Origin of the sequence: Pontibacter mangrovi (assembly GCF_006385705.1) — a bacterium.
Classification (GTDB): domain Bacteria; phylum Bacteroidota; class Bacteroidia; order Cytophagales; family Hymenobacteraceae; genus Pontibacter; species Pontibacter mangrovi.
Genome location: NZ_VFRQ01000001.1, coordinates 443772 through 470766 on the forward strand (window position 1 = coordinate 443772; position 26995 = coordinate 470766).

A 26995-nucleotide genomic window follows, 5' to 3' on the forward strand; every position below is an offset into this window, starting at 1 on the left:
TAGGTATACAAGACTGCGGATCAGCAGCAGCTAGTAAGGATAGCTTGATCAAGCTGTAAAAAGCAGCAGCTATGAAAGTATAGTCAACCCCCTAAGCCTCCACTACCAGCTAACACTAACCACATAAACTGAATATCCCTATCTTTGCCACAATGCGCCAGCGACTCATACTATACCTCCTGCTCCTGCTTTGCCTGCCAAAGCTAAGTATGGCACAGGCAGCAACCGATACCACAGCAGTGAATAAGAAACGGCTGCTGGTTTTGGGCTCCACTTTTGCCGTGGGTTATACTTCCCTGCTGGTCTCGCTCAACCATGCCTGGTATTCGGAGGAGGAGCGAACCGACTTCCATTGGTTTAACGATAATAAAGAGTGGCGACAGGTAGATAAGGTGGGGCATTTCTGGGGAGCATTTCATCAGAGCCGAGCAGGCATAGACATGCTGCGCTGGGCAGGCGTGCCGGAGAAAAAAGCCATACTTTACGGCGGGCTCACAGGAATCCTTCTGCAAACGCCCATTGAAATCTTTGACGGGTACCAATCCGACTATGGCGCCTCTGCCGGCGATATAGTGGCCAATACGGTGGGCGCTGCTAATTTGGTGGCACAGGAGCTGGCCTGGCAGGAAGTACGCATCATGCCGAAGTACTCTTTCCATACTACCCGCTATGCCGATAGGCGTCCTAATGTGCTAGGTAGTAACCTGGGAGAACAGGCGCTGAAAGATTATAACGGACAAACCTATTGGCTGTCGGTGGATGTGGGGGCTTTTCTGAAGGAGGAAAGCAAATACCCGAAGTGGCTGAACATTGCCGTGGGTTATGGAGCCCAGCAAATGGTGTACAACGACCCGGAGGCCAACGCAGCCGCAGGTTTGGATGCTTACCGCCAGTTCTACCTCAGCCCCGACCTAAACCTGATGCATTTCAAAGGCCGCAGCAAAGTATGGAATACCGCCCTCTACGTGCTCAGCATCATCAAAGTGCCAGCACCAGCCTTAGAATACAACCGAAAGAACGGCCTGAAGCTGCACCCGCTATACTTTTAATCCTCCCTTCCACCAGGCTCTTCCCCTTCCTACCGCCAGTGTCTGCCACAATTCGTATCTTTGTTTAAATAAGGTTGATCCGCAAGTATGCACAGGCATCCGGAGCGCGATCAACGAACAACTATAATCTAACAACGAAAGATGAACGTAGGAGACCGCGTGCGCCTGATGTCTGGCCGTGAGGAAGGCATCATAACGCGCATTTTAGATAATAACTTGGTAGAGGTAGCCATAGACAATGATTTTACCATACCGGTTGCCAAGCGCGAGGTGGTAGTGATTGCTGCCGAGGAACAGAAATACATGCGCCAGGAGGAGACAACCCTACAGCCAAGCAAGCGCAAAGAACCGGTTGCCCCCGTACTGGCCGCACAGGGGGTATACCTGGCGCTGGTGCATCAGTCAGAGGAGCTGCTGGCAGTGACCATGATCAATAACTCAGACTACGATGTGCTGTTTACCAGCGGTGAGGAGCGCGAGAAAAACTACCGTGGCCTGCAAAACGACAAACTGGCGCCCAAAGCTACCCGCGTTATCACGCACTACCACCTGAAGGAATTTGAGAAGTGGCCAAACCTGCTTATCCAGTTCATCCAGCATCGCAACGGCAGCCCAACCCTATTTGAGCCGGTGGTAAAGCGCGTGCAGTTTAAAGCCAGTTCTTTCTACAAGAGCAAGCGCACAGCACCCGTTCTCAACAAAGAGGCTTACCTGTTCCAGCTCGACCAGAAACCTGTTTCTGTTAACCCGGACAAGATAAAAGAGCAACTGGCGGAGGCCGTGGAGAAAAGCGAGAACTATAAGCTCACAGCGCCCGAGCACGAGGTAGACCTGCACATCGAGAAGCTGGTGGACGATCACAGCGGCATGAGCAACAGCGCCATCATCAAAACTCAGCTGGAGCGTTTCCAGGATGCGCTGGATAGGGCCATGGCTACCAATATGCACGAGATCGTCTTCATCCACGGCGCAGGAAACGGCGTACTGCGTAAGGAGCTGCAGAAAATCCTGAGCCGCACCCCCGGCATCAAGTACTTCGAAGACGCGCGCAAAGAAAAATTCGGCTACGGCGCCACCCTGGTGAGACTGAAGTAGTTCTGAATTCCGAGTTACTAGTTATGAGTTAGACTAAAATTAACTCGAAATCCGGAACCCGGAACTCAGAACTATACTCGAACCTCCGGTTCGGGATTTGTGTTATCTTTGCACACAGCAAAGTATCAACGGTGAGCCGTCTTATCGCTGCCCCTTCGGGGGGAGAGGAAAGTCCGGGCAACACAGAGCATCCTACTTCCTAACGGGAAGGGTCTGTTTTGGAGACGAAACAGATACAGCCAGTGCCACAGAAAATTACCGCCAGCCTTGTGCTGGTAAGGGTGAAAAGGTGCGGTAAGAGCGCACCAGCGGCTGGGTGACCAGTCCGGCTGGGTAAACCTTAGGAGTTGAAAGACCAAATAGGCTGACAGCGCCTCGCTTCGGCGGGGCTAAGGGCTGCTCGTCCGATGTCAGTGGGTAGGTCGATGGAGCCTGTGCGTGAGTGCAGGCCTAGATAAATGATAAGACGTTGGGTGCAAACTCAGCGACAGAACCCGGCTTACAGGCTTACCGTTGATGTTTTGTTTTATACTTCCGAATTCCCTGGCGCAAGCGTCCGCTTGTGCTACATTTGATCCCACAAAAACACCTGCCGTTTCTATCGGTGTAACAGCACAAACAAGTAGAGCCTTTTAAGACCTTAGCGCAGTAACAGTTGTAAAGTTGCGGCACAAGCGGACGCTTTCGCCTTAACGTAAATTTTTAATTCATGCTGTGCATCCCTGCTCATCCCGCCAATCCAGATTCAGACATTTTTCCTATTTTTACAGGAAGTATAAAGCACGAGAAATGGCAACGACACAAGACCCGGCCCTGGAGATACAGGAGCTGACGCAGAAGATAAATCACCTGAATTACCAGTATTACCAGAACAGTGTTTCGGAGGTATCGGATCTTGAGTTCGACAAGATGCTGAAGCGACTGGAAGAACTGGAAACAAAATATCCTGAGTATAAATTACCTCACTCTCCGAGCCAACGTGTAGGCGGCACCATCACCAAATCTTTTGAGACTGTGTATCACCGCTGGCCGATGCTCTCACTCAGCAATACCTACTCTGAGGAGGAACTGCGCGAGTTTGACAAGCGCGTGCGAAAGGCCGTGGGCGATGACGTGGAGTATGTGTGCGAGCAGAAGTTCGACGGTGTAGCCATTAGCCTTACCTATGAAAACGGGAAGCTGGTGCAGGGCGCCACACGCGGTGATGGCACGCGGGGCGACAATATCACGGCAAACGTAAAAACCATACGCGACATACCCTTACAAGCTGCCGACGAGGACTATCCTGCCCTGTTTGAAGTTCGGGGCGAGGTGTTTATGCCATTCCGGGTATTTGAGGAGCTAAACTTAGAACGGGAAGAAGCCGGAGAGCAGCTGCTGGCTAACCCCAGAAACGCCACCTCCGGCACCCTAAAGCAACAGGATTCCTCGGTGGTTGCCAGTCGTAAGCTGGGATGCTTTTCTTATGGCTTACTAGCTGACAATTTACCCTTCGACACCCATTCCGAGAGCCTGCAGGCCATACAGAAGTGGGGCTTTAAGGTTTCCGACACCTGGCGCAAGTGCAGCAGCATAGACAAAGTGCTGGACTACATCAACGAGTGGGAAAAGCGCCGCTCAGAGCTTCCGATTGCCACAGACGGCGTGGTGGTAAAGGTAAACAGCTATGCCCTTCAGGAAGAGTTGGGCTTTACTGCCAAAAGCCCCCGCTGGGCCATTGCCTATAAGTATGCCGCTGAAAATGCCGCCACCAAGCTGTTGGGCATGCAATACCAGGTGGGCCGCACCGGGGCTGTTACACCCGTTGCCTTGCTAGAGCCGGTACAGTTGGCCGGCACTGTGGTAAAGCGCGCCTCCGTGCACAATGCCAACGAAATTCAGCGCCTGGACTTGCGCCTGGGCGATACCGTTTTTGTGGAGAAAGGCGGCGAGATTATACCTAAGATTACCGGCGTTGACCTTGCCCAAAGAACTGACGACAGCCAGCCTATATTTTACCCAACTCACTGCCCTGCCTGCGGCACTGAGCTTGTGCGCTCAGAAGGCGAGGCACAGTTCTACTGCCCGAACGAAAAAGGCTGCGAACCGCAGATACTGGCCAAACTGGAGCACTTCATCTCCCGCAAAGCCATGAACGTGGATGAGCTCGGGCCTAAAACACTGGAGCAGCTTTACAAGGCAGGTTATGTGCGCAACGTAGCTGACCTTTACGACATTACCTTTGAGCAACTGGTGCAGCTGGACCGCATGGGTGAGAAGTCTGCCAACAACATCCTGAACAGCCTCGAAAAGTCAAAAGAGACGCCGTATGAGCGCGTGCTGTTTGCACTGGGCATCCGGTTTGTGGGCAGCACAGTGGCTAAAAAGCTGGCCGAGCAGCTCCCGGATTTGGAGGCGCTGCGTGGGGCTGCGTACGATGAGCTCGTGGCGATCAACGAGATCGGCGACCGCATCGCTAACTCTATTCTGCATTATTTCCAGGACCCGGACCATGTGGAACTGCTGGAGCGGCTAAAGGCTGCCGGACTGAAATTTAAATCAGAAAACACGGCACCGGAAGTACAGAGCAACAAGCTGGAAGGTTTAACTTTCGTGATTTCGGGCGTGTTCCAGAGCGTAAGCCGCGATGAGCTGCAACAGCTCATCATAAGCCACGGCGGTAAGGTGGTAAGCTCCATCTCCAAAAAACTATCCTACCTGGTGGCAGGAGACAAAATGGGACCGTCGAAACTTGAGAAAGCTGATAAGCTGGGTATAAAAATGCTTTCTGAAGGTGAGTTTCTGGACATGGTTAGCCAGGAGAGATAAAAAAGGGGCGGTACTGCAAACAGGTACCGCCCTTTCACTTTAACAAACAACAAACAATCAGGAAGTCTTCTTTCAAGCTACATTAGCATAGCTGCAATGCCTATCACAAAAGAGCAAACTTTATGACTTCTAAAAAACTATACTATACAAACGCCTGAAAACCATAGACCAAGTATAAAATAAGCAGGCATCTTGTTTGATCGCAACAATCAGATATTTAGTAGCAGTAATGGCCGGGTTTGTATAGAGTTGGACAGTTGATGGAAACAAATTCCATACTTTGCTTATCTTTATCTATAAAAATCTACAGCCTAACATCACTTGGATACCACATTGCCTAAAGTCAACTTAGTGTTACCGCAGGGAGCTGTCAAAAGGCGCTATACCATTGCCTTGCACGTAGCGGCCTGGGTGCTGTTTGGCGCCTGGGTATTCTACTTTCTGTATGGCAACAGCACCCTCACGTTTAGCAGGGTAATGGATGTGCTGGTCGGCCTGCTGATCAACGTCTTTATCTTTTACTTCAACTGGTATGTGCTGATATCCAGGTTCCTGGCGCGCAACCGCATCTTCTTATACATAGCAGCAGTGCTGGCCACCCTTGTGGCAGTCGCCCTGCTGCGGGCACCGCTGGACTTCTACCTGTTCCATGACTTTAACCGCGATATGACGCAGGTATACACCGGCGAACGCATCTTGCAGTATATCATGGGCGGCCTTGTGCTGACGTTTATCTCCTCTGCGCTGAAAGTAACGGGCAACTACATCCGCAACGAGCGGCGCAACAAAGAGCTGGAGACGCAGAAACTAACGGCAGAGCTGGCCTTCCTGAAATCGCAGGTGAACCCGCATTTTCTGTTCAACACCCTCAACAACATTTACTCGCTGGCCTACAAACAGCACCCCGAAACGCCGGACGCCATTATGAAGCTTTCGCTGCTGATGCGCTATATGCTGTATGAGAGCAACGACACGCTGGTGAGCCTGGAGAAGGAGGTTGACCATATCCATAATTTTATAGCACTGCAGAAGCTGCGCCTGAGAGAGCAGACAAGTATAAAATTCAATATAGACGGAGACTTGCGGGGCAAGCAGATTGCGCCTATGCTGCTGATGACGCTGGTGGAAAACGCATTTAAGCACGGGCTTGTCAGCAAAAACGAGATAGGTATTATACTTAACCTGAAGGTGCAGGATGATGCCCTGGTCTTCAGCACCATAAACAACTCCAGCCCGCATAAGAAGCGCGAGTTTGGTGGCATTGGCCTGGAGAACCTGAAGCGCCGCCTGAACCTGCTTTACGATAAGCGCCACGCGCTGACATTAGAAGAAAAAGACGGCACATTTTACGCCACCTTAAAACTATACTTCAAGCCATTAAACAAATAAAACTATGACGATCCGCTGCCTTGCCGTTGACGATGAACCCCTGGCCCTTGACATCATTGAGAGCTACATCAGTAAGTTACCCTTCCTGAAATTGGTAAAGACCTGCTCCAGCGCCACCGAGGCCATGCAGGTGCTGCAGGAAGAGCAGGTAGACCTGATGTTCCTGGATATCGAAATGCCGGAGCTAACGGGTATACAGTTTCTCAACATCCTCAAGCACCAGCCGCTGATCATCTTCACAACGGCCTACCCCGACTATGCCTTGGAAGGCTTTAACCAGGATGCCGTGGATTACCTTCTCAAGCCTATCCCCTTCGACAGGTTCCTGAAGGCCGTGACAAAGGCACAGGAGCGGCTGCAGCGTACTGGCAGTGCCCGTACTGCCGAAGTGGCTCCTGCCCCGCCCGCTGCCGCTCCAGAGCACGACTTCATGTTTGTGAAGGCCGACTACAAAACCATCCGGGTTGATTTTAAGGACATCCTCTGGATAGAGGGCCTGAAAGACTATATCATCATCCAGACAAAGGACCAGAAGATCATCACGCTGCTCTCCATGAACAAGATGATGGAAAAGCTGCCTTCCTCGAAATTTCTGCGGGTGCACCGCTCCTTTATCGTGTCGCTGCAGAAAATAGACAGCATCGAAAAAAGCCGCATCCGAATCGGCAACAAAGAAATTCCGATTGGCGAAGTATACAAAGAGGCTTTCCTGAAGTGGGTGGAGGAAAACAACATCCAGTAAAAAAGCAAAAGGCCCTGCATAAGCATGCGGGGCCTTTTGTTCAATAACTCGTATCTTTATACTAAGCGCGTCTAACGTTAACGGCGTTTAGTCCCTTTCTACCTTCCTGCAACTCAAAAGTTACTTCGTCATTTTCTCTGATCTCGTCTACTAATCCAGTAACGTGTACGAAATACTCCTGCTCTGAACTTTCGTCCTTAATGAAGCCAAAACCTTTTTCTCCATTAAAGAATTTTACTTTTCCTCTATTCATAATCTTTTTTATTGTATCTGTAAGACGTTTGAAAGCACAAAAGTGTTCATAATTTTCAAGAAATTATGAATTATTTTTTAAAGAGTTGATTAGAAGCCATTTCAGCTATATTTCAAAAGGCTATTTTGGCTCATAATGCCCAACTGGTGTCGTTAAACTTAAAACAAGGGGGTGGTAGTATAAAAGGCGGGGATGCTGTATCTTCGTCATCAGAAATTACATGCTTATGAAAACCAAACTGCTTGTGCCGATGCTGGGCCTGCTACTGTTGACGGGCTGCAGCGAGGATGAGGAGCCGGTGGTGAAGCCGACTCCGGCGCCGCAGGACCTCTGCTACCTGGAGGAGCAGCACATAGAGACAGAGAACGGCGACAGCACGATACGCTATACATACAACGACCAGAACCAGGTGGTGCAGACAGAGCACCTGAGGCAGGAGGATCTGCTGGCTATCCGAAGGTATACTTATACTTCAGAAGGCAAGCTGGCGGAGGAGCACGTGCTTAAGCCCGACAGCACCGAGGAGATGTTTATGGTGTATGCGTACGACTCAAAAGGGCGGCTATCCAGGTATGAAGTGAAGCAGGAGATACCGGGCCTGGAGACGGTGCACCGGCTATCGTCTTTTAAAGCGGTATATGATAATCAAGGGCGCTTAACCTCCGCCACCGATTACCTGTTCCTCAACAACAAAGAGCGAGCTAACGGATCTGTCACCATCAGCTACCCGATAGACAAAGCGGTGGTAGCCACTGTTAAGGGCAGGCAGGGAGAAACGCTGTACAAGGCCACAACCATAACTGATCCTGTTTCCCGCGACCCTTTGTCGGCAGTGCCGGTTTACCAACTCCGCAAACCAGGGATTGGCTACCCTAACCAGCGTTTGATGACGGAGCTGAATGCTACAAACGAGGAGGAGAACGTGCTGGAAGCCAGCTTTACCAGCGCGTATGAACTGAATGAACGGGGCTATCCTGAAACCTATACTGTTACCTATGGCGACGGGCGCGAAGTAAAATATACTTATACCTACCGCTGTTCGGAGTAAATCAGAAGACATAAAAAGGCCCGCACCTCTTTGCGACGTGCAGGCCTTTTTTGAGCTATATTTTTTAGAGTAATTTATAGAGCCTGTCCTTTAAACCGGAAGACGCCTCTATCAAAGGCAGCCTTACATACGGCTTGCACACGCCAAAGCGCTCCAGCACCGCCTTCACGCCCACCGGGTTGCCCTCCTCATACATAAGCGGGTTGATGTCCACAAAGCTGAGCAGCGTGGCTGAGGCCTGCTTAAAGTCTCCGTCCAGTGCTTGGCGCACCATGCCTGCAAACTTGCCCGGGAAGGCATTGGCAAGCACAGAGATGCTGCCCTCTGCCCCAAACGTAACCATGGGCAGCGTCAGCAAATCGTCGCCGCTGATCAGCATGAAATCCTTTGGCTTGTGCTTGGCAATGTGCATGCACTGCTCCAGGTTACCCGAAGCTTCTTTCACGCCAATGATGTTGTCGTGGTTGGCAAGCTTCAGGGTTGTCTCTCCTGTAACGTTGCTTCCCGTGCGGCCCGGCACGTTGTACAGTATAACGGGCACCGGCAAGGCATTGGCCACTTGCACATAATGCTGGTAAATGCCTTGCTGCGATGGCTTGTTATAGTACGGGCTCACCGAAAGTATGGCGTCTATACCCTGCAGGTCTGTTGCCGCCACGCTGTCCAGCACGTGCTGCGTGTTGTTGCCGCCAAGTCCATAAACCAGCGGTACCCGGCCGTTTACGTGCCTTTTCACCTGCTGCAGTATTTCGGCCTTTTCCGCTGCGGATGTGGTCACACTTTCCCCTGTGGTGCCGTTTATCACCAGGTAATCCACGCCCCCATCCAGCACAAAATCCAGCAGTTTTCGCAGCGCCTCGTAGTCTACGTCCAGCTCCTTTGTAAAAGGCGTTACCAGTGCCACGCCTGTTCCTCTTAATCGTTCTTGAATCATCCTCTTCACTTGTGAGTGCGAAGTTCAGATTATGGTTTATTATCTGCAACTATCGCACTAGGTATATCTGCATCCCCGCAAAAGATGCGACCCTCCTGCTATTATCATACATAACCGGGATGCTACCCATTTTACACCATTGGCTATACTTGGGTTATACGGGTTTAGGCTAAACAAAAGTAAGCCAGCGATTTAAGCATTCCTTCCTAGGCATTGCTGTCCGCATAGCGATCGTTTATGTCAACCGTTGCAAGCTCGTCCATCAGGTCGGCGATGTTGGCTGCGGCTGCCTCCAAAAACGCCTTTCCTTTTTCGGGGGTGGCTTCCTTAGGATTTCCGACGCCGGTGTCTTCCGTCACCATAGACCACTGCCGCTCCGCCCAGGCCCAGCCTTCGCGTATGCCCCGTATCCTGGACTTACGCTCTTTGCCCTCTCCTGCCTCCTCCAAAGGCAACACGAGGTCCGGGCGCAGGTGGAGCAGCAGGCTTGTTTCCATCTCATCGGCATGGTCGCCGGGCACGCTGAAGAACTTCTTGCGGTCGGCAGCCTGTATCCAAAAACAGCTCACCAGAAACATCTCCGGGTAGCGCAGGCCCAACTCGCGCAGCATTGGCTTAAAATCGTTGCCGCCGTGGCTGTTAATGACCAGCAGCTTCTTGATGCCCTGCCTGTTCAGCACAGCCACAATATCATCCAGTATGGCCAGCTGGGTGCTTGGGTTCAGGTTGATGTCCAGTTTAATGTCTGCCTGGCCTGTGTTCACGCCAAACGGAATGGTAGGCAGCACCATCACTTTCGTGCCGCGCTCCCAGGCTATCTTGGCAGAGGCCGCGGCAATGGCGTCCGCCTCTATCACATCGGTAGCGTAGGGCAAATGGTAGTTGTGGGCCTCCGTGGCTCCCCAGGGCAGTACAGCCAAGGACACTTCCTGTTCTTTCAGTGCTTTCCAGTTCGTTTCAGCTAAAATGTATGGTCTCATGCGGTTTTATGTTGAGTTCAAGGTAAAGATAAGATTTCCAGCCAAACTATACTTTCCTTTTTCCATTGGCTTTGTAAGAGGTGTAATCTTTACAGGCAATGACAATTGTCAGCATAAATAATTTTTCTTTGGCGGACCTTTGCCGCGTATGAGAACTTCAGCCAACAACAGGAATATCATCTACTGGCTCCTGAGCGGGGCCATACTTATACTTGCCATGGTCGTGATCGGGGGCATTACCCGGCTTACCGGCTCGGGTCTTTCCATTGTGGAGTGGAACCTCCTCTCGGGCACGCTGCCGCCGCTCTCGCACGCGGCCTGGCTCACAGCCTTCGAGAAGTATAAACAGTTTCCGGAGTACCAGAAGCTGAACATGCACATGACGCTGGCAGGCTTCCAGCAGATTTTCTGGTGGGAGTACCTGCACCGCCTGCTCGGCCGACTGATAGGATTCGTATTTATACTGCCGTTTTTATACTTCGTATGGAAGGGGTGGGTAAAGGGATGGCTGCTGCGCCGGCTCCTGTTTATACTTGCTTTAGGCATGGCGCAAGGGCTGATGGGGTGGCTGATGGTAAAAAGCGGCCTGGTTGACAACCCGCACGTGAGTCATTTTCGGCTGGCGGCGCACCTGTGCCTGGCGCTCACGCTCATCGGCGTCATTCTATGGACCGTGGCAGACCTAAAGTATGGCAGAACCCGGCAACGTTCTGCATCGGCAGCAACGCTTAGCTTAGGAGCCAATATTATACTTGCAGCCATCGTGGCACAAATTATACTGGGCGCTTTTGTAGCAGGGCTGAAAGCGGGCATTTCCTACAACACCTACCCGCTCATGCAGGGCGAGTTTTTCCCGTCTGGTGTTTGGCAGCATGTAGATTGGCAGGAGACGCTGGAGAATGGCGTGGTGGTGCAGTTCGCCCACCGTTGGGTGGCCATACTTGTACTGATAGCGGTAGCATCCTTTTCACTTCGCGTATGGCGGGAAGATGGCATCCGGATCGTGAAGCGGCACACGCAGCTCCTGCTGCTGGCCTGCCTGGCGCAGGTAGCCTTGGGCATTGCAACGCTGGTGCTGGCAGTGCCGGTAGGCCTGGGCGTGCTGCACCAGGTGGTGGCCGTAGTGCTGTTTGCCGTGGCCTTACTGCTGGTGCACCGCCTAAAGTATATCGTAGCGAGTTAATCCTTACAGCTGAGCGCGCGTAAAAACTCCTGCCCCGGTTTGCAACCGGGGCAGGAGTTTTTCTATCTTCACCAAAACAACGAAAGCCATGCTCAAGATCGGCCTCCTCTCCGACACCCACTCCTACCTCGACGACCAAATCCTGCGCCACCTCTCCGACCGCGACGAAATATGGCATGCCGGGGACTTTGGAAGTATGGAAGTGTCGGACAGGCTGCAGCAGCTGGCGCCGCTGCGTGGGGTGTATGGCAACATTGATGATGCAGCCATCCGGCAGGTGCACCCAAAGGTAAACCGCTTTGAGGCGGAAGGTCTGGACGTGCTGATGACGCACATTGGCGGTTACCCGGGCAAATATCACCCCGACGTGCGCAACATAATAAAGCAGCACCCGCCGCAGCTCTACATCACCGGTCACTCGCACATCCTCAAAATCATGACGGACAAGAGCCTGAAAAATTTGCTGCACATTAACCCCGGCGCGGCAGGCAGGCACGGCTTCCACAAGGTCCGGACGATGGTGAAGTTTAGTATAACTGATGGCAAGGTACAGGACCTTCAAGTTGTGGAGCTAGGCAAGCGGGCATAAAAAAAGTGTGCCTGCTTTAGCAAACACACTTGAAGTCTTGTTTAGTAAGCCGCCGCCATTCGCTTTAAACAGCAGCGGCAGCAGATGGACTTACTCTCTCGGGAAATAAAGATTACTCAGCGGCAGCTTCTTCTTTCTGCTCAGCTGGCTTGTTTTTTGGAGCCTCACCGAACTGCGTTCTCAGCTCATCCATGTCAACATTCTTGATAACTGGCGTCAGCAGCAGCTGCTTAATTTTAGCTTGCTTGTTGTTAGCTCTTGCCTTATTCTTGCGATCTTTTCTTTTTAGTCTAGTAACTCCCATCGTTGCAATGTTTTTTTAATTTGAAGGGCAAAAGTAAGTTATTATTTTTACAATGTAAAGTTTTTTCCGAAAGCAAATTCATGATACAAACAATAGACCTCCGCTCCGACACCGTAACCAAACCTACGCCAGAAATGCTGCAGGCCATGTTTGCCGCTCCTGTTGGCGACGATGTATACGGCGAAGACCCCACTGTTAATGCCTTGGAAGCCAAAGCTGCCGCGATGTTTGGCCTCGAAGCAGGCCTCTTCTGCCCCTCCGGCACTATGACGAACCAGATCGCCATTAAAGTGCACACGCAGCCGCTTACCGAAGTAATCTGCGACGTGACGGCCCACATTCACCAATATGAAGGCGGGGGCATTGCCTTCAACGCTGCGGCTTCCACCGCGCTGGTGCACGGAGAGCGGGGCAAAATGCTGCCACAACAGGTTGAGGCCAACATCCGGCCCCTCGACAATGTGCACTTCCCTGAAACCAGGCTGGTAGCCCTTGAGAACAGCTGCAACAAAGGCGGCGGCTCCTTTTATACTTTAGAAGAGATTGCGGCTATCTCCCAAGTTTGTAAGCGCCACCGCCTGGCCCTGCACCTGGATGGCGCCCGCGTATTTAACGCCCTGGCCGCTTCCGGCGATGCTGCCAAAGATTACGGTTTATACTTTGACAGCATCTCTGTTTGCCTTTCAAAAGGCCTGGGAGCACCGGTTGGCTCCGTCTTGCTGGGTTCCCAAGACTTTATCAAGCGGGCCCGAAGAGTGCGCAAAGTATTGGGCGGCGGCATGCGGCAGGCCGGCTTCCTGGCCGCTGCCGGCATCTATGCCTTGGATAACCACCTAGAGCGGCTGCACGAAGACCACCGCCGGGCCAAAGAACTGGAGCAGGCACTGCTGCAAACAAATTATGTAGCGTATGTGATGCCCGTGGAGACCAACATCGTTATCTTTAAATTGAACGAACGCACAACGGATGCAGCTTTTATTCAGGCACTGGCGAAGTATAACATCATTGCCTCCAGTTTCGGCCCGCAGATGATCCGCTTCGTTACGCACCTGGACATCACCGAAGAGATGCACCAACACCTGCTGCAGGTTTTAGCTTCCCTGGGCAAGGAGAAGGTGAAGGCGTAGGATATTAGAAGTGCCTCAACCCCTAGCTTCAAGGAGGAATCGGTGTTGAGGCGCTTCATTTCAAATAAACCTGCCGCAAGCTTTCTACTTGTAGCTTGCCAGGGTATTGAGCTTGCAACTCAACTGGGCCAGCGCCCAAATGATAGCTGGTCACAAGCGAGGATGCGCGCGTCTGCCCTTTCATGGTGCATTACCTTCTTCTCTATATCTATAAATATTAAAAACTATGAATGCCTCCTTCCCTACCCCTGAAATAATGGCCGCCTTTGCCGCTGATCCAATCATCTGCGGCATTATCCAAAACAGTCAGCCTTTGGAGTCTTCCCGATCCGAAGATTTATACTTTAAGCTATTGGGTTCCATAGTGTCGCAGCAACTGAGCACCAAAGTGGCGGCAGTAATTTTCAGGCGGTTCAGAGAGCTGTTTCCTGAAGAGTACCCGCACCCGGAACTCGTACTGGCTGCACCCGACGAGCAATTGCGAAGTGCCGGCCTCTCCTTCCAAAAAATTGGGTATGTGCGCAACGTGGCTGCCTTTGCCGCCGAAGGCAACCTGCAGCACGCCACCATAGATGCCATGGAGGACGAGGATCTGATCCGGCACCTGACGCAGATTAAAGGCGTGGGCCGCTGGACCGTAGAGATGCTGCTCATGTTCGCCCTGGAGCGGCCCGATGTTTTTCCTGTGGATGACCTGGGGATACAGAACGCCATGAAGCGGCACTATGGGCTGGAGGCTACCGGCAAGGCACTGCGCCTGCAGATGCAGCAAATTGCGGAAAACTGGCGCCCATACCGCACCATTGCCAGCAAATACCTCTGGCAGTCGTTGGATAACATGCCGAAGTAGTGGCTACATATTTTCAGGTAGGATTGTTTGCAAAGTCATACCTTATCAGGATATTGTGTCTGTTATATAAAGGCAATCCTATGCTGTACCTCATAAAAAGACTAAGCAAACTTACAGGCATCTTGCTGCTACTGGCGCTACTGGCAGGCTGCGAAAAAGAAGAAAGTACTACCGCATTTACCGGAAAAGTAATAGACCTAGACACAAGCCAACCTGTTTCCGACACGAAAGTAAACTTGTTGATTTGGAATGGCTTTTCGAGTGAAACTAGTCTTACAACACCTGAAGTTATAGAAGGGAGCACCAACAGTAAAGGAGAGTACAGCTTTGCAAAAAAATCTCGTGAGGGCCAAACAATTTATTGGGTGGCTCCTGAGAAAGTGGGATACGTGGAGGTGAAAGATGCGATAGGTAAACTGATAAAGCCACATGAACGAAATGTGCTGGACACCTACTTGGCCAAAGCCTCTTATCTCAAATTAAATATAAACAAGACATCCGCAGCTAGTCCCGATAAAGATTTAAAAGTAACACTTTCATATCCGCACGATGCATCGGCCCCTCCATTTCCTGGAACGATGTATAGTGCAGAAATCTTTAACTACAATGCAGTGGTTCCAACGGCAGAGCTATTGCGCGGCTTTTACTTTAAACGAACCCCATTCGTTCTTCTAAGTTGGGAAGTAACAACAGAGAGCGCTACAGAAAACAAAAGAATCCGTATCCCACTTGTAGAGCGCGATACCGCTTTTTACGAAATCAGCTATTGATTTATACTTCAGGCTGAGACCAATCCGGAAGTTGGCAAACCGGACAAGTATAAAGTATAAATTACGCCGCCACCTTCTTTTCTTTTTCCTTCGCCACCCGCTGCAACATCTTCAGCACCAGTTCTTCGGTACCCGAGAGGTATTTTGATTTTGGCTTGGTGGCATCGTGGCGCTTGAGGTAGTTCATCAGCCTGTCCTCCCGGAAAAGGTTTACTACCTCCGGATGGATATAGTATTTGCTGCAAACGCTGGGTGTATTGCCCAAACCATTGGCAACATCTTTTACAGCGGCTTTAATGGCTTTTTCTTTGTCCAGTTCAGGCTGCTCGTCCAGTACATTTTCCAAGCACTCTACCATGCGCACCGTGCCGCCCCAGGTCCTGAAGTCTTTCGCCGTGAAATCATACTTGGTGGCCTCGCGCAGATACTCGTTCACATCTCCCGACTCCAGCGTCTGCCGCTCCCCGTTCTCGTCGTAGTACTGAAATAAATCATAACCAGGAATGTCCCTGCACTTTTTAACCAGCCGGGCCAGGCGCCTGTCTTTCAGGTCTACTTCCTGCGCCACCCCTTTTTTGCCTACAAAAGAGAACTTTAAGCTGCTGCCGTTTATCTTCACGTGCTTATCGCGCAATGTGGTTAGTCCGTAGGATTTATTTGCCTTTGCATAGTTCCGGTTGCCAATCCGGATAAGTGCATTGTCCATGATGGTGAGTACAAGGGCCGTCACCTTATGGCGGTCCAGTTGGCGAGAGCTGATATCCTGTTCCAGCCGCTCACGAAGCCTCGGAAGCGCCTGCCCGAACTCGATCATACGACCGAATTTTGTCAGGTTGCGGGCCTGTTGCCACTGCGGATGGTAAATATACTGCTTTCTCCCCTTCGCGTCGCGCCCCGTTACCTGCAGGTGCCCATTGGGAGACTTGCAGATCCATACCTCGGTCCAGGCCGGTGGAATAACCAGCCCCTGCAGTCTGGATATTTTTTTTTCATCGCTTATCTTTTCGCCTTTCTCATCAAGGTAATAATATCCTTTACCGGCTTTTTTGCGGGTATACCCTGGCTTGGCATCAGAAGTATAGCGCAGGCCAGCCCAGGCTGCCGACTTACTTGGGTCAGCGTATAGTTCGTGAATTTCTTTTTTCGTCATCGTCAGAGGCTTCTTCTTAACACGGCCTCAGAGATTCATACTTTAGTTCGGTGCTAAAGTTGTACTATTTTCTGCTAGGCTGACGTATAAATTTCATAGCTGGCTGAATGGCGCGTAAAGGTTACTACCTGTGCCTACCTTCGTAACCCTATCCCTCCCCCGAAACAAGCCGGGAGATTTCTGCAGACAATTAACCCACCCCTTAGAGCTACGCTCGCTACCTTCGAACTCCCGTTCTCGGTAGTCCAGAGTAGGGGAATTTACCCCACCCCAGCCCTCCCCTAAAAACAGGGGAGGGAGCTAGGTTCTGGTTGCATAAGCTGTGGCTATTGAATTTATCCCAGTCCTTGGGTGGGGTTAGGGGCCCTCGACAAGAGCGCCTTCTAGATTTCCGGTGACGAGCGACAGCGAGGCATTGCGACGCAGGAGCAAAGGAAATGTAGACAGCGCGATGCCCTAATCGAGGGCCCCTACCCCCAGGACGAGGCCTCCCGGCCTCGGAGGGAGCCAAAGTTGGAAATGCAGCGAAAGGAATGAAAGACTGAGGATAAACAGAAGCTAGAAAAGATAGCTGAGTTCACGTTGCAGGAAGCGCCGGCTAAATGAGGCCTTGCGCCAGAGAAGGCTAGGGAAATACAGCCTGTTCGCAGCATCAGCAACCAGCGCCATTTCATACTTCCGTTTTCTCCTCTATCTTTACAGCCGCTTTATACTTGTATCAAAAACATGCACAAGAACATATCCTACCTCTATGCCTTTTTCGGCTTCTTTCTGCTTGGCTGCGGTGTTGTGGCCGTAGACCTGGCCGGCGAACAAGCCAATACTGCTCTTTTCACAGGCGCTGCCGGTGGCCTGATAGGACTGACAGCAGGGCATTTTCTGAACAGGGGTAAACGCTGGGGATTCATACTTGGCACGATAGAGGCCGGTTTGCTTACGCTGCTGCTAGGATGGCGTGCTGCCACCTACTTTATCCGCCTGCTCAGCATTGTGCAGCAGCCACAAGGCCCAGACGCAACAGAAACCGCAGGGATGGCGTTTCTGCTCACCACAGCCATGCTGGTCATTTCACTGCTTACCCTTACGGTTTCCGTGATGTTTGCTAAACAAGTTTTCAGCGAAACAAAATAGCGGTTCGTCTATATTATTTTCAAATTTCACCTCCCATTTGCTATATTGTTAGGTAAACATTCACCTAAACATTATAGCACATGATGAACAAAACCGTGCTGAGCATCCTGCTTACCGCTAGTGTGGTAAGCGTAGCCGAAGCTCAGACCAAACTCGTAGAAAAGGTTACCAGGCAAGGCGACGAGCTGGTGATTCCTTATACAAAGTATAAACTCCCGAACGGCCTTACCCTGATCGTGCACGAAGACCACTCCGACCCCGTGGTGCACGTGGACGTAACCTACCACGTTGGCTCTGCCCGCGAGGAAGTGGGCAAGTCTGGCTTCGCGCACTTTTTTGAGCACATGATGTTCCAGGGCTCCGACAACGTGGCCGACGAGGAACACTTCAAGATCGTTTCCGAATCGGGTGGCACGCTAAACGGCTCCACCAACCGCGACCGCACCAACTATTACGAAACCATCCCCAGCAACCAACTGGCCACCGCTCTGTGGCTGGAGGCTGACCGCATGGGCTTTTTGCTGGACGCCGTAACGCAGCCAAAGTTTGAGGTGCAGCGCGAGACGGTGAAGAACGAGCGCGGCCAGAACTACGACAACCGCCCCTACGGTCTGGTCTACGAGATGACCTCCAAGAACCTCTACCCCTATGGCCACCCCTACTCCTGGACCACTATCGGCTATATCGAGGACCTTAACCGCGTAAACGTGAACGACCTGAAGAACTTCTTCCTGCGCTGGTACGGCCCAAACAACGCTACGCTTACTGTGGGCGGCGACGTGAAGCCGGAGGAAGTGGTGAAGCTGGTGGAGAAATACTTCGGGTCCATACCTGCCGGACCTGCCGTGCAGGACATGAAGCCGCAGGTAGCCAAGCTTGACAAGGATCGCTACGTGAGCTACGAGGACAACATCCGTTTCCCGATGCTGCGCATGACCTTCCCTACCCCGGAGTCGGGGCACAAGGATGAGCCGGCGCTGGATGTGCTGGCCGAGATCCTGGGCCAGGGCAAAACCTCCATCTTCTACAAGAATTTTGTGAAGGAGCAGAAAGCCATGCAAGCCTCTGTGTACAACTCTACTTCTGAGCTGTCCGGGGAGTTTAGTGTTACAGTAATGGCATACCCGAATACACCGCTGGCGCAGTCGGAGGAGTTGGCGCGCAAATCTATCGCTGAGTTTGAGACACGCGGCATCAACGATGAGGACTTGCAACGCTTTAAGGCGCAGGCCGAGTCGAGCCTGATCAACCGCATGGCCAGCGTGAGCGGCAAAGTATCCCAACTCGCTTATTACGAGACCTTCCGCAACAACCCGAACTACATTCAGGAGGAGCTGAAACGCATACAGGCCGTTACAAAGGAGGATGTGCAGCGCGTGTACAACCAGTACATCAAAGGCAAGCCTGCCGTTATACTTAGCGTGGTGCCAAAAGGTAAGTCCGATTTACTGGCGAAGGCGGTTAACTATACCATCTCGAAGGAGGGTTACACTGCCGGTGCAGACGAGTACAGCGGCCTGAAGTATACAAAAGCTGTCGATACCTTTGACCGCACACAGCGGCCAACGTCCGGCAAAAATCCGGTAGTGGCTGTTCCGGATTACTACACGGGCAAGTTCAAAAACGGGCTGGAGTTTATCGGCACCAATTCCAACGAACTCCCAACTGTAACCCTGCAGCTTTCGATTAAGGGCGGCCACCGCTTGGAAGCGAAGACACCCGAAAAAGCTGGCATTGCCTCCCTGACAGCCGACATGCTGAACGAGGACACAGAAAACTATACTTCCGAGGAGTTCAGCAACGAGCTGGACAAGCTGGGCAGCTCCATCCGCATCGGCTCGGGCAGCAGCGAAACCTACATTATGGTGCAATCGCTGAAGAAGAACCTGGATAAGACACTGGCCCTGCTCGAAGAGCGTCTGTTCCGTCCCAAGTTTACGCAGGAGGATTTTGACCGCCTGAAAAAGCAGCAGCTGGAGGCCATCGCCAACCAGGCTACCCAGCCAACGGCCATCGCCAACAATGTATACAGCAAGCTGCTTTACGGCGAGGGCAACATCATGGCCATCCCGGCAGCGGGCACCGAAGAGACAGTGGCAAACATCACGCTGGAGGACGTAAAGCAGTTCTACAACGCCAACTATTCTCCGTCGGTATCACAGCTGGTGGTAGTTGGAGACATTTCTGAAAAAGAACTGACCGGCAAGCTCGACTTCCTGAAGAAATGGAAGAAAAAGAGCGTGCAGCTGCCTGCCGATGTAAAAACACCTGCTGTCGAAAAGACCCGCATTTACCTGGTGGACAAGCCGGGCGCGGCGCAGTCTGAGATCCGCATTGGGTACATGGCCAAACCTTATGACGCCACCGGCGAGTACTACAAACTGGGCCTGATGAACTACAACCTGGGAGGTGCCTTTAACAGCCGTATCAACCTGAACCTGCGCGAAGACAAAGGCTATACGTATGGAGCCCGCTCTTACTTTAGCGGCAGCGAGTATGTTGGGCCGTTTACTGCTTCGGCAGGCGTACGTGCCGATGCTACGGCCGAGTCTGTAACCGAGTTCATGAAAGAGCTTACCGATTTCCAGAAGAACGGCATCAAAGAGGATGAACTTCAGTTCATGAAGAGCTCTATTGGCCAGGCGGATGCCAGGCAATACGAAACGCCCTACCAGAAGGCTGGCTTCCTGGGCCGCATCCTGGAGTATGACCTGAAAAAGGACTTCGTGAAGAAGCAGACCGATATACTGCAGAACATCACCAAGCAGGAGATTGACGCACTGGCCGCCAAAAACCTGCCGGTAAACAACATGCACATTGTGGTGGTGGGCGACAAGCAAACGGTGCTACCGAAGCTGGAGGCCCTGCACTACGAGATCGTGGAACTGGACACTGACGGCAACCCGATTGGCAGCACCTCAGCCAAATAAATTGCTTTTTCTGTAAGCAAAGAGCCTCCGCCTTGCGGGGGCTCTTTTATTTTGTATAGTTTTATCGGAGGTTTATCTGAAACCCTGCCAGCGCCGGCTATCGTAAAGCAGGATGCTATGGGCGATGCAGTGGCCGTTTAACATCAAAGTATACAAGAACACCTGTGCTGCACGTTGCACCCATTAGAACCCTTAACTATAACATGAAAAAACCAATGTACCTGCCAGTATGGTTGCTGGCACTTGTAAGCTTGCTGTTTTTAGGCAGCTGCGACGGAAATGATGGCGTCATTTTTTCTATTCAGGATGATATTAACCTGGGGCAGCAGGTGGCCGAGGAGGTAGACTCCACGTACCGCGCACAGGGCACGCTGCTGGAGCGCAACAGCTCCAATGCGAATGTGCAGAAAGCCTATCAGAGCCTGGACCGTATCGTGAATCGCGTACTCACCTCCGGCGAGGTAAAATACCAGCAGGAATTCCCATGGACGGTCAAGATCATCAAAGATGATGAAACGCTTAACGCCTTTGCCACACCGGGCGGCCATATTTACGTGTTCACGGGCATCCTCAAGTTCCTGGATGATGAGGACCACCTGGCGGGCGTGCTGGCCCACGAAATTGCGCATGCCGACAAGCGCCACAGCGTAAAACAGCTGCAACGCCAGTACGGCATTTCCCTGCTCCTGACAGTGGCTTTAGGAAACAACCCCAGCACCTTGCGCCAGATCGCTACCCAACTTACCGGCTCCTTGGCCGGACTCAAGTTTAGCCGTGATGCTGAGACCGAGGCAGACGAGATGTCGGTGCAATACCTGGGCGGCACAGACTATTATGCCTGCGACGGAGCTGCCGGCTTTTTCGTGAAAATGGAGCAGGAGTCACAGCAGGGAGGCACGCCGGAGTTCCTGAGCACGCACCCCAACCCCGACAACCGCATTCAGAACATAGAACAGCGAGCAGAGGAGCGCGGCTGCAGCACCTCCACCGCCCCCGACAGTGACCTGCAGCAGCTTAAATCAGCACTAGGACTATAAGTATGCACTGCCTGCCCTTACCGGCAGGCAGTGGCTTTTAAAGTATAAACTATGAAAAATTTAAAGCACAACCTGGCCAAAGCCATACTTCGTGGGGAGGAAAAACTGGATCTGCTGACCTTTGAGCTAAAGAACAAGCTCCGCATGAACCGCCCGCTACAAATCGTGACCTACCGCAGCTATGGCACCCCGGAACGTCTCTACGTAAAAGGGCGCGTGCTCACCGACAAAGGCATCACCCACTCCGAAGAAAATGACACAACCTGGGAGAACCTGCTGAACATGTACCGACGCTTCGAGAGCGATGAAATACCCAACGCGCGCGTGCAACTGTGCCTGCAAAACGAGGAGCACCACATCACCACCGACCAGGAAGGTTATTTTGTGATGAACCTGAAGCCTGAAAAGCCGCTGCAGCTGGAGGATATCTGGCATCCGATCGACATTGCCCTGACCGATGCCCCCGTCCATAACTTTGAGCCCGGCATTACAGAAACGGCCTACGTGCTGGTGCCGCCGCCTGACGCAGAGTATGGCATTATCTCCGACATCGACGATACCATTGTGCGCACCGGCGCCACCAGCCTGCTCCAAACGGGCAGAAACGTTCTGCTAAACAACGCGCACACCCGCATCCCTTTTCATGGGGTGTCGCAGTTTTACCGCTCGCTGCAACTGGGCCGCAACGGCAAGCGCAACAACCCCTTCTTCTACGTCAGCTCCAGTCCCTGGAACAATTACGACCTGCTCTATCATTTCCTGGAGCTCAACGAGATTCCGCAGGGGCCGCTCCTGCTCCGCGACTTTGGGATTGACGAGAACAAGCTGGGCCACTCGGACCACATGAGCCACAAGTATAAAGAGATCGAAAACATCCTGATCACCTATCCACACCTGAACTTTGTGCTGATTGGGGACAGCGGCCAGCAGGATGCGCCTATTTATCACGAGGTGGTGAAAAACTATCCAGGCCGCATCATGGCCATCTACATCAGGGACGTGAACATTGCCAAACGTACCCAGGCGGTGCAGAAAATTGCCGATGCCTTGAAGCAAGACGGCAAGGTGGAGATGGTGCTGGTTAAAAATACGGCCGCCGCTGCCGCCCATGCCGCCGATAAAGGCTTTATACATTCTGAAGAAGTGCAGGAGGTAGAGAAAGAGGCCGCAATAGACGAAAAAGGCGACGAAGCCTAACACGCTCGTTGCATACGCATGCTTCTTTTAAAGCATACATTATAATTCTATACTGAAATAAAAAAACACCCACATGGTAGAAGAGCTCTGGTACAAAAACGCGATCATTTACAGCCTCGACCTGGAAACCTTTATGGATTACAACGGCGATGGCGTAGGCGACTTCGAAGGGCTTGCCCGCCGCCTCGACTACCTGCACGCCATGGGGGTGGACACGCTGTGGCTGGCTCCCTTTCAGCCCACGCCCAACAAAGACAACGGCTACGACATTAAAGACTATTATGGCGTAGACCCGCGGCACGGTTCCAGCGGCAACTTTGTAGAGTTTATGCACCAGGCCAATAAGCGCGGCCTTAAAGTGATTATCGACCTGGTGGTGAACCATACTTCTGACGAGCACCCATGGTTTCAGAATGCGCGCAGTGGCAAAGACGCCAAACTTCGAGACTGGTACATTTGGTCAGAAAAGAAGCCCTCGGACTGGGATGAGGGCATGGTATTTCCGGGTGTGCAGGAAGCCACCTGGACCTATGATAAAAAAGCTAAGGCTTACTACTACCACCGCTTCTACAAATTTCAGCCAGACCTGAACGTTAACAACCAGGAAGTGCGGGACGAGATCTGCCGGATCATGGGTTTCTGGATCGAGCTTGGCGTGGCGGGCTTTCGGGTGGATGCCGTGCCTTTTCTGCTGGAAACCCCGGCTCCCGGACCTCCCAAGCCGGAGCTAAAATTTAATTACCTGCGCGAGCTGCGCCGGTTTCTGCAATGGCGGCGCGGCGACGCCGTTTTTTTGGGCGAGGCAAACGTGCTGCCCGAAGAGACCAAGAAATACTTCGGAGAGGAGGGCGAGGGCATCCACATGATGTTTAACTTTTATGTGAACCAGCACTTGTTCTACGCCCTGGCCACCGGAGACACAGCCCCGCTCATAGAAGCCCTGGAGAAGACGCGCCTGCATTCGCCGGTGTCGCAGTGGGCGCACTTCCTGCGTAACCACGACGAGTTGGACTTGGGGCGCCTTACAGAGGAGCAGCGGCAAAAGGTGTTCGCCCGCTTTGGACCTGATGAGGACATGCAACTGTACGGGCGCGGCATTCGCCGGCGCCTTTCTACCATGCTGGGCAACCGGCAGCAAAGCGAGCTGGCTTACAGTTTGATGTTCTCGCTGCCCGGTACCCCTGTAATACGCTATGGCGATGAGATAGGCATGGGCGACGACCTGGACCTGAAAGAGCGCAGCGCGGTGCGTACGCCGATGCAGTGGTCAGCCGACAAGCAGGCAGGATTCTCAGCGGCCGACAAGCTTATTCACCCGGTGATTGACAAAGGACCTTATGGTTATGAGCATGTAAACGTAGACAGGCAGCGCCGCACTCCCGACTCACTGCTGAACTGGATGACCACTATGGTGCGCCTGCGCCACGAGTGCACAGAAATAGGTTGGGGCGATTGGGAAATTTTGGACACCGGCAACCCATCGGTGCTGGGCATGCACTACCACTGGCAGGGCAGCTCGCTCCTCATCCTTCACAACTTCGGAGAAAAAGCCTGCGAGGTGATCATCGACCTGAAAACGATAAAGATAGGAGAACTCATAGACCTCATGCGCCTGGAAAGCTGCACTGCCGACAAAAAAGGCCGCCATACGATTAACCTCGAAGCATACGGCTACAGGTGGTTCAGAGCAGAAGGGCTAACCCACTTGATGAAGAAGAGTTAGCCCCGCCGCAAGGTTAGGCAGAGTTACGCTCTGCGTTGATAATGCCGAAGGAGCAGCGGACCACCAGCTTTTCGTATACTTTTTTGGCTTCGTCGCCTGGCTTCGCTTCTTCCAGTTCCCGTATCTTAGCCAGTGCAAACTGCTGAATGGTGATGAGCGGCATTTCGATGCGCTGCCGCATCTGTATCGACATTTCATCCATCGGTTTATCTGCCATCAGGGTGTCAGCCTCCGCCAGCATCAGCACATACTTTTTGGTGCGCTCATACTCTTCAAAGATCAGTTTCCAAAGCTGGCCATACTTCGGGTGGTCTGCCAGGTAGGCTGTCACCGGGAAGAAGCATTTCTTCATGGCCATTTCACAGTTATCGAGCAGGGTTTTGAAGAAGAGGGAGCTTTTGTACAGCTGCTGTAGTTTCTCCCAGTCTCCGCGGCGGTGCAGTTCTTCCAGCGCCCTCCCCACACCGTAGTAGCCGGGCAGGTTCTGCTTCAGCTGGCTCCAGGAGCCCACGTATGGCACCGCCCGCAAGTCATCCAGGTTGAGTTTGCCTGCTTTGCGCTTGGATGGACGGCTGCCAATGTTGGCTTCGCCGTAGTAACGGAGCGGGCTTACGTAGGTAAGGTACTCCAGAAACACCGGCTGCTCCTTTAGCTCTTTGTAAGCCCCGAAACTCACCTCTGCCAGTTCCTGCAGCAGGGCATCTTCTTCCTGATTCAGCGTCGTTTTTTTCCTGTTGTAAAGGGAGTTGCTGAGCCCCGCATACAGGAGCTGCTCCAGGTTATACTGCGCCACGCCCACAGCCCCGAAGTTAGAGCTGACCGTCTGCCCCTGAATGGTAAGTTGAATTTCCTTATTGGCGATGTTGCTGCCCATAGAGGCATAGAACTGCTGCGTTTTACCGCCGCCGCGTGCAGGAGGCCCTCCCCTGCCGTCAAAGAAAATCACTTCGATGCCATACTCCCGGCTCACTTGCGTTAGCGCTTCCTTGGCTTTGTAGATGCTCCAGTTGGCCATCAGGTAACCACCATCTTTGGTGCCGTCCGAAAAGCCCAGCATGATGGTTTGCACTTTGCCGCGCCTGCCCAGGTGGCTTCGGTAGCTTTCGTTTTCATACAGCTCCCGCATCACCTCGGCCGCCTCCCGCAGGTCTGTGATCGTCTCAAACAGCGGCACAATATCCACGGTGAGGGCTTCTGGTTGCCAGCCGCCCAGGCGGAACAACGTATAAACCTCCAGCACATTCAATGCGCTGGTGCAGTGGCTGATGATGTACCGGTGACAACCTTCCTCTCCGTTCAGCTCTTGTATGGTTTTAATGGCCTGAACACTAGCAATCGTATCCTGCAGCAGATCATCTTCGGCAAAGAGATCATGATTTATACTTTCCTCCACCTTCAACAGCGCTTCGATTTTCTGCTCATCCGTTAGTTGCCGGTAATTCGAAGGCAGCAAGTTTGTTCGCTCCGACAGCTCTTCGTACAGATGCGCATGCACCGAGGAATCCTGCCGGATATCGAGGGAGGCGAAGAAAAGGCCGAACAGCTCTACCTTTATCAGCAAAGCCTCCACCTGGCTCAGGAACAAACTGTTATGCTCTTCAATCAGCAGCTTTTTTATCTCCTGCAGCGAGCTTATTATTTGCTCTTGTTTCAGGTCCAGCTTGTAACCGGGTACAAACAGGTTGTTGTAGAGCCTTGTTTCCAGGTCGCGCAGCACATCCTCCACTCCCCTAAATGTTAAGCGGCGCTTGAGGCTGCGCACATCCATGTAATAGGCCCGTATAATAGCCCCGCGCAGCGCATCTGCCACTTTCAGCGTCGTATCGGCTTTTACAAAGGGGTTGCCGTCGCGGTCTCCGCCGGGCCAGAACCCCATGCGTACCATTTTGGAGCCCATCCGCACCGCGTCCGGAAACTGCGCAGATAGGTATGATATGATATTGCCGGCGGCACGGTAGAACACATTGCCCAGGAACCAGATCAGGCTCACCGCTTCTTCGTAGGGTGTTGGTTTTTCTTTTTTGAAGAACGGCGTTTTGCCCAGCTGCCTCAGGTAAGAATGCACCAGCGAGGTGTTATCAGCTGCAAGTGCTTTGGAGAGGTCGTTGATGATGCCAAGCACGCTGCTGGGGTAAAACTGCGTAGGGTGTGCTGTTAAAACCATCCGCACCGAAAAATCGCGCAGCTTGGCCGCCAGCTTCTCCTGCAGTTTGTCCTGCACCACCACCGCCCCCAGCTGCTTCAGCGTTCCGATGCCGTGCATGTCGTGGGTTTGGGTAAAGGCTGCCTCCTCCAAGGCGTCGAACAGCACCACCTGCCGCTCGGCATACTGCACAAACCGAAACAGCAGATCGTTCTGCTCCTGCTCGGAAGTATAACTGGTGTACTGGCTGAAGAAGCTTTGGATGATCTCCTGCGGACTCAATTGGCGGCTGTAGCCTTCCTCACAATGCAGTAGCAGCAGCGAGAGCAGCACCCCCGTCTTTTCTACCCGCTGAAAAGGCAGCGAAGAGAACAGGCTGTTGTACATCTCATATCGTGTGCCGACAAGCGTCAAAAAGGTGTCCAGGTTGTTGTCGGTGCGAGACGGAGTAGAAGAAGTGTTCATAGGGCTACAAGTATGTTTTACCTCTTTAAGGTAGCAAAAAATATGTGGAATAGAAGCATTTATACGTTAAAGCTTGCTGCTATTGCCGCAGGCGCGGA

Annotated in this window: 22 protein-coding genes and 1 other RNA gene; 17 read left to right on the forward strand and 6 right to left on the reverse strand. The window is 52.4% G+C overall.

Features of this window, described 5'->3' with window-relative positions:
- The first annotated feature begins 209 nt into the window (after positions 1-209).
- From FJM65_RS01980 to FJM65_RS02005, 6 genes are all read left to right on the forward strand, one after another.
- The gene (locus FJM65_RS01980; RefSeq protein WP_239022789.1) at positions 210-1049 is read left to right on the forward strand and encodes a DUF2279 domain-containing protein; all 840 of its coding nucleotides are present in this window, start codon (positions 210-212) and stop codon (positions 1047-1049) included.
- Positions 1050-1190: 141 nt separating this feature from the next.
- Complete coding sequence (locus FJM65_RS01985) at positions 1191-2144, forward strand: Smr/MutS family protein (RefSeq protein ID WP_140618876.1); 954 nt, start codon at positions 1191-1193, stop codon at positions 2142-2144.
- A gap of 128 nt (positions 2145-2272) precedes the next feature.
- Positions 2273-2662, forward strand: an RNA gene (rnpB, locus tag FJM65_RS01990) — RNase P RNA component class A.
- Positions 2663-2933: 271 nt separating this feature from the next.
- Complete coding sequence (gene ligA, locus FJM65_RS01995) at positions 2934-4952, forward strand: NAD-dependent DNA ligase LigA (RefSeq protein WP_140618879.1); 2019 nt, start codon at positions 2934-2936, stop codon at positions 4950-4952.
- A 351-nt stretch (positions 4953-5303) separates the two neighbouring features.
- Positions 5304-6341, forward strand: a complete 1038-nt coding sequence (locus FJM65_RS02000) for a sensor histidine kinase (RefSeq protein ID WP_140619482.1) — start codon at positions 5304-5306, stop codon at positions 6339-6341.
- A 4-nt stretch (positions 6342-6345) separates the two neighbouring features.
- Positions 6346-7083, forward strand: coding sequence for a LytR/AlgR family response regulator transcription factor (locus tag FJM65_RS02005; RefSeq protein WP_140618881.1), 738 nt, complete (start codon positions 6346-6348; stop codon positions 7081-7083).
- Between the two features lie 61 nt (positions 7084-7144).
- Here the strand turns inward: FJM65_RS02005 and FJM65_RS02010 are convergent, their stop codons facing one another.
- Positions 7145-7336, reverse strand: coding sequence for a cold-shock protein (locus FJM65_RS02010; RefSeq protein WP_140618883.1), 192 nt, complete (start codon positions 7334-7336; stop codon positions 7145-7147).
- Positions 7337-7562: 226 nt separating this feature from the next.
- On the opposite strand from FJM65_RS02010, the gene FJM65_RS02015 reads away from it, so the two are divergent.
- Entirely contained in the window at positions 7563-8384 is an 822-nt protein-coding gene (locus FJM65_RS02015; RefSeq protein ID WP_140618885.1) for a hypothetical protein, read from the forward strand.
- 64 nt (positions 8385-8448) lie between these two features.
- Here the strand turns inward: FJM65_RS02015 and dapA are convergent, their stop codons facing one another.
- Both dapA and FJM65_RS02025 read right to left on the reverse strand, forming a co-directional pair.
- Positions 8449-9318, reverse strand: a complete 870-nt coding sequence (gene dapA, locus FJM65_RS02020) for a 4-hydroxy-tetrahydrodipicolinate synthase (RefSeq protein ID WP_140618887.1) — start codon at positions 9316-9318, stop codon at positions 8449-8451.
- A gap of 206 nt (positions 9319-9524) precedes the next feature.
- Complete coding sequence (locus tag FJM65_RS02025; protein ID WP_140618889.1) at positions 9525-10298, reverse strand: creatininase family protein; 774 nt, start codon at positions 10296-10298, stop codon at positions 9525-9527.
- Between the two features lie 148 nt (positions 10299-10446).
- Here FJM65_RS02025 and FJM65_RS02030 point away from each other — a divergent pair, with 148 nt between their 5' ends.
- A complete protein-coding gene (locus FJM65_RS02030) occupies positions 10447-11481 on the forward strand; it encodes a COX15/CtaA family protein (protein WP_140618891.1) in 1035 nt (344 codons plus the stop codon).
- Positions 11482-11569: 88 nt separating this feature from the next.
- Positions 11570-12070 (forward strand): metallophosphoesterase family protein, encoded by a 501-nt coding sequence (locus FJM65_RS02035; protein WP_140618893.1) that lies wholly within the window; start codon positions 11570-11572, stop codon positions 12068-12070.
- Between the two features lie 112 nt (positions 12071-12182).
- Here the strand turns inward: FJM65_RS02035 and FJM65_RS02040 are convergent, their stop codons facing one another.
- Positions 12183-12374 carry a hypothetical protein gene (locus FJM65_RS02040; protein WP_140618895.1) on the reverse strand — a complete coding sequence of 64 codons (192 nt, stop codon included), beginning with the start codon at positions 12372-12374 and terminating at the stop codon, positions 12183-12185.
- An 80-nt stretch (positions 12375-12454) separates the two neighbouring features.
- Here FJM65_RS02040 and FJM65_RS02045 point away from each other — a divergent pair, with 80 nt between their 5' ends.
- From FJM65_RS02045 to FJM65_RS02055, 3 genes are all read left to right on the forward strand, one after another.
- Entirely contained in the window at positions 12455-13501 is a 1047-nt protein-coding gene (locus FJM65_RS02045) for a threonine aldolase family protein (protein WP_140618897.1), read from the forward strand.
- A gap of 226 nt (positions 13502-13727) precedes the next feature.
- Complete coding sequence (locus FJM65_RS02050) at positions 13728-14351, forward strand: DNA-3-methyladenine glycosylase family protein (protein WP_140618899.1); 624 nt, start codon at positions 13728-13730, stop codon at positions 14349-14351.
- A gap of 80 nt (positions 14352-14431) precedes the next feature.
- Positions 14432-15121, forward strand: a complete 690-nt coding sequence (locus FJM65_RS02055; RefSeq protein ID WP_140618901.1) for a hypothetical protein — start codon at positions 14432-14434, stop codon at positions 15119-15121.
- A 61-nt stretch (positions 15122-15182) separates the two neighbouring features.
- Here FJM65_RS02055 and FJM65_RS02060 read toward each other — a convergent pair whose 3' ends face one another.
- Positions 15183-16271 (reverse strand): DNA topoisomerase IB, encoded by a 1089-nt coding sequence (locus tag FJM65_RS02060; protein WP_140618904.1) that lies wholly within the window; start codon positions 16269-16271, stop codon positions 15183-15185.
- Between the two features lie 726 nt (positions 16272-16997).
- On the opposite strand from FJM65_RS02060, the gene FJM65_RS02065 reads away from it, so the two are divergent.
- The 5 genes from FJM65_RS02065 (at position 16998) to FJM65_RS02085 (ending at position 24289) form a co-directional block, all read left to right on the forward strand.
- Complete coding sequence (locus tag FJM65_RS02065; protein ID WP_140618905.1) at positions 16998-17402, forward strand: hypothetical protein; 405 nt, start codon at positions 16998-17000, stop codon at positions 17400-17402.
- An 80-nt stretch (positions 17403-17482) separates the two neighbouring features.
- Positions 17483-20332 carry a M16 family metallopeptidase gene (locus FJM65_RS02070; protein WP_140618907.1) on the forward strand — a complete coding sequence of 950 codons (2850 nt, stop codon included), beginning with the start codon at positions 17483-17485 and terminating at the stop codon, positions 20330-20332.
- A 203-nt stretch (positions 20333-20535) separates the two neighbouring features.
- On the forward strand, positions 20536-21369 hold the full coding sequence (locus FJM65_RS02075) for a M48 family metallopeptidase (RefSeq protein WP_140618909.1): 834 nt from the start codon (positions 20536-20538) through the stop codon (positions 21367-21369).
- 51 nt (positions 21370-21420) lie between these two features.
- Complete coding sequence (locus FJM65_RS02080; protein ID WP_140618912.1) at positions 21421-22566, forward strand: App1 family protein; 1146 nt, start codon at positions 21421-21423, stop codon at positions 22564-22566.
- Between the two features lie 73 nt (positions 22567-22639).
- The gene (locus FJM65_RS02085; protein WP_140618914.1) at positions 22640-24289 is read left to right on the forward strand and encodes an alpha-amylase family protein; all 1650 of its coding nucleotides are present in this window, start codon (positions 22640-22642) and stop codon (positions 24287-24289) included.
- Positions 24290-24302: 13 nt separating this feature from the next.
- Here the strand turns inward: FJM65_RS02085 and FJM65_RS02090 are convergent, their stop codons facing one another.
- Positions 24303-26897 (reverse strand): phosphoenolpyruvate carboxylase, encoded by a 2595-nt coding sequence (locus FJM65_RS02090; RefSeq protein WP_140618916.1) that lies wholly within the window; start codon positions 26895-26897, stop codon positions 24303-24305.
- Positions 26898-26995 lie beyond the last annotated feature (98 nt).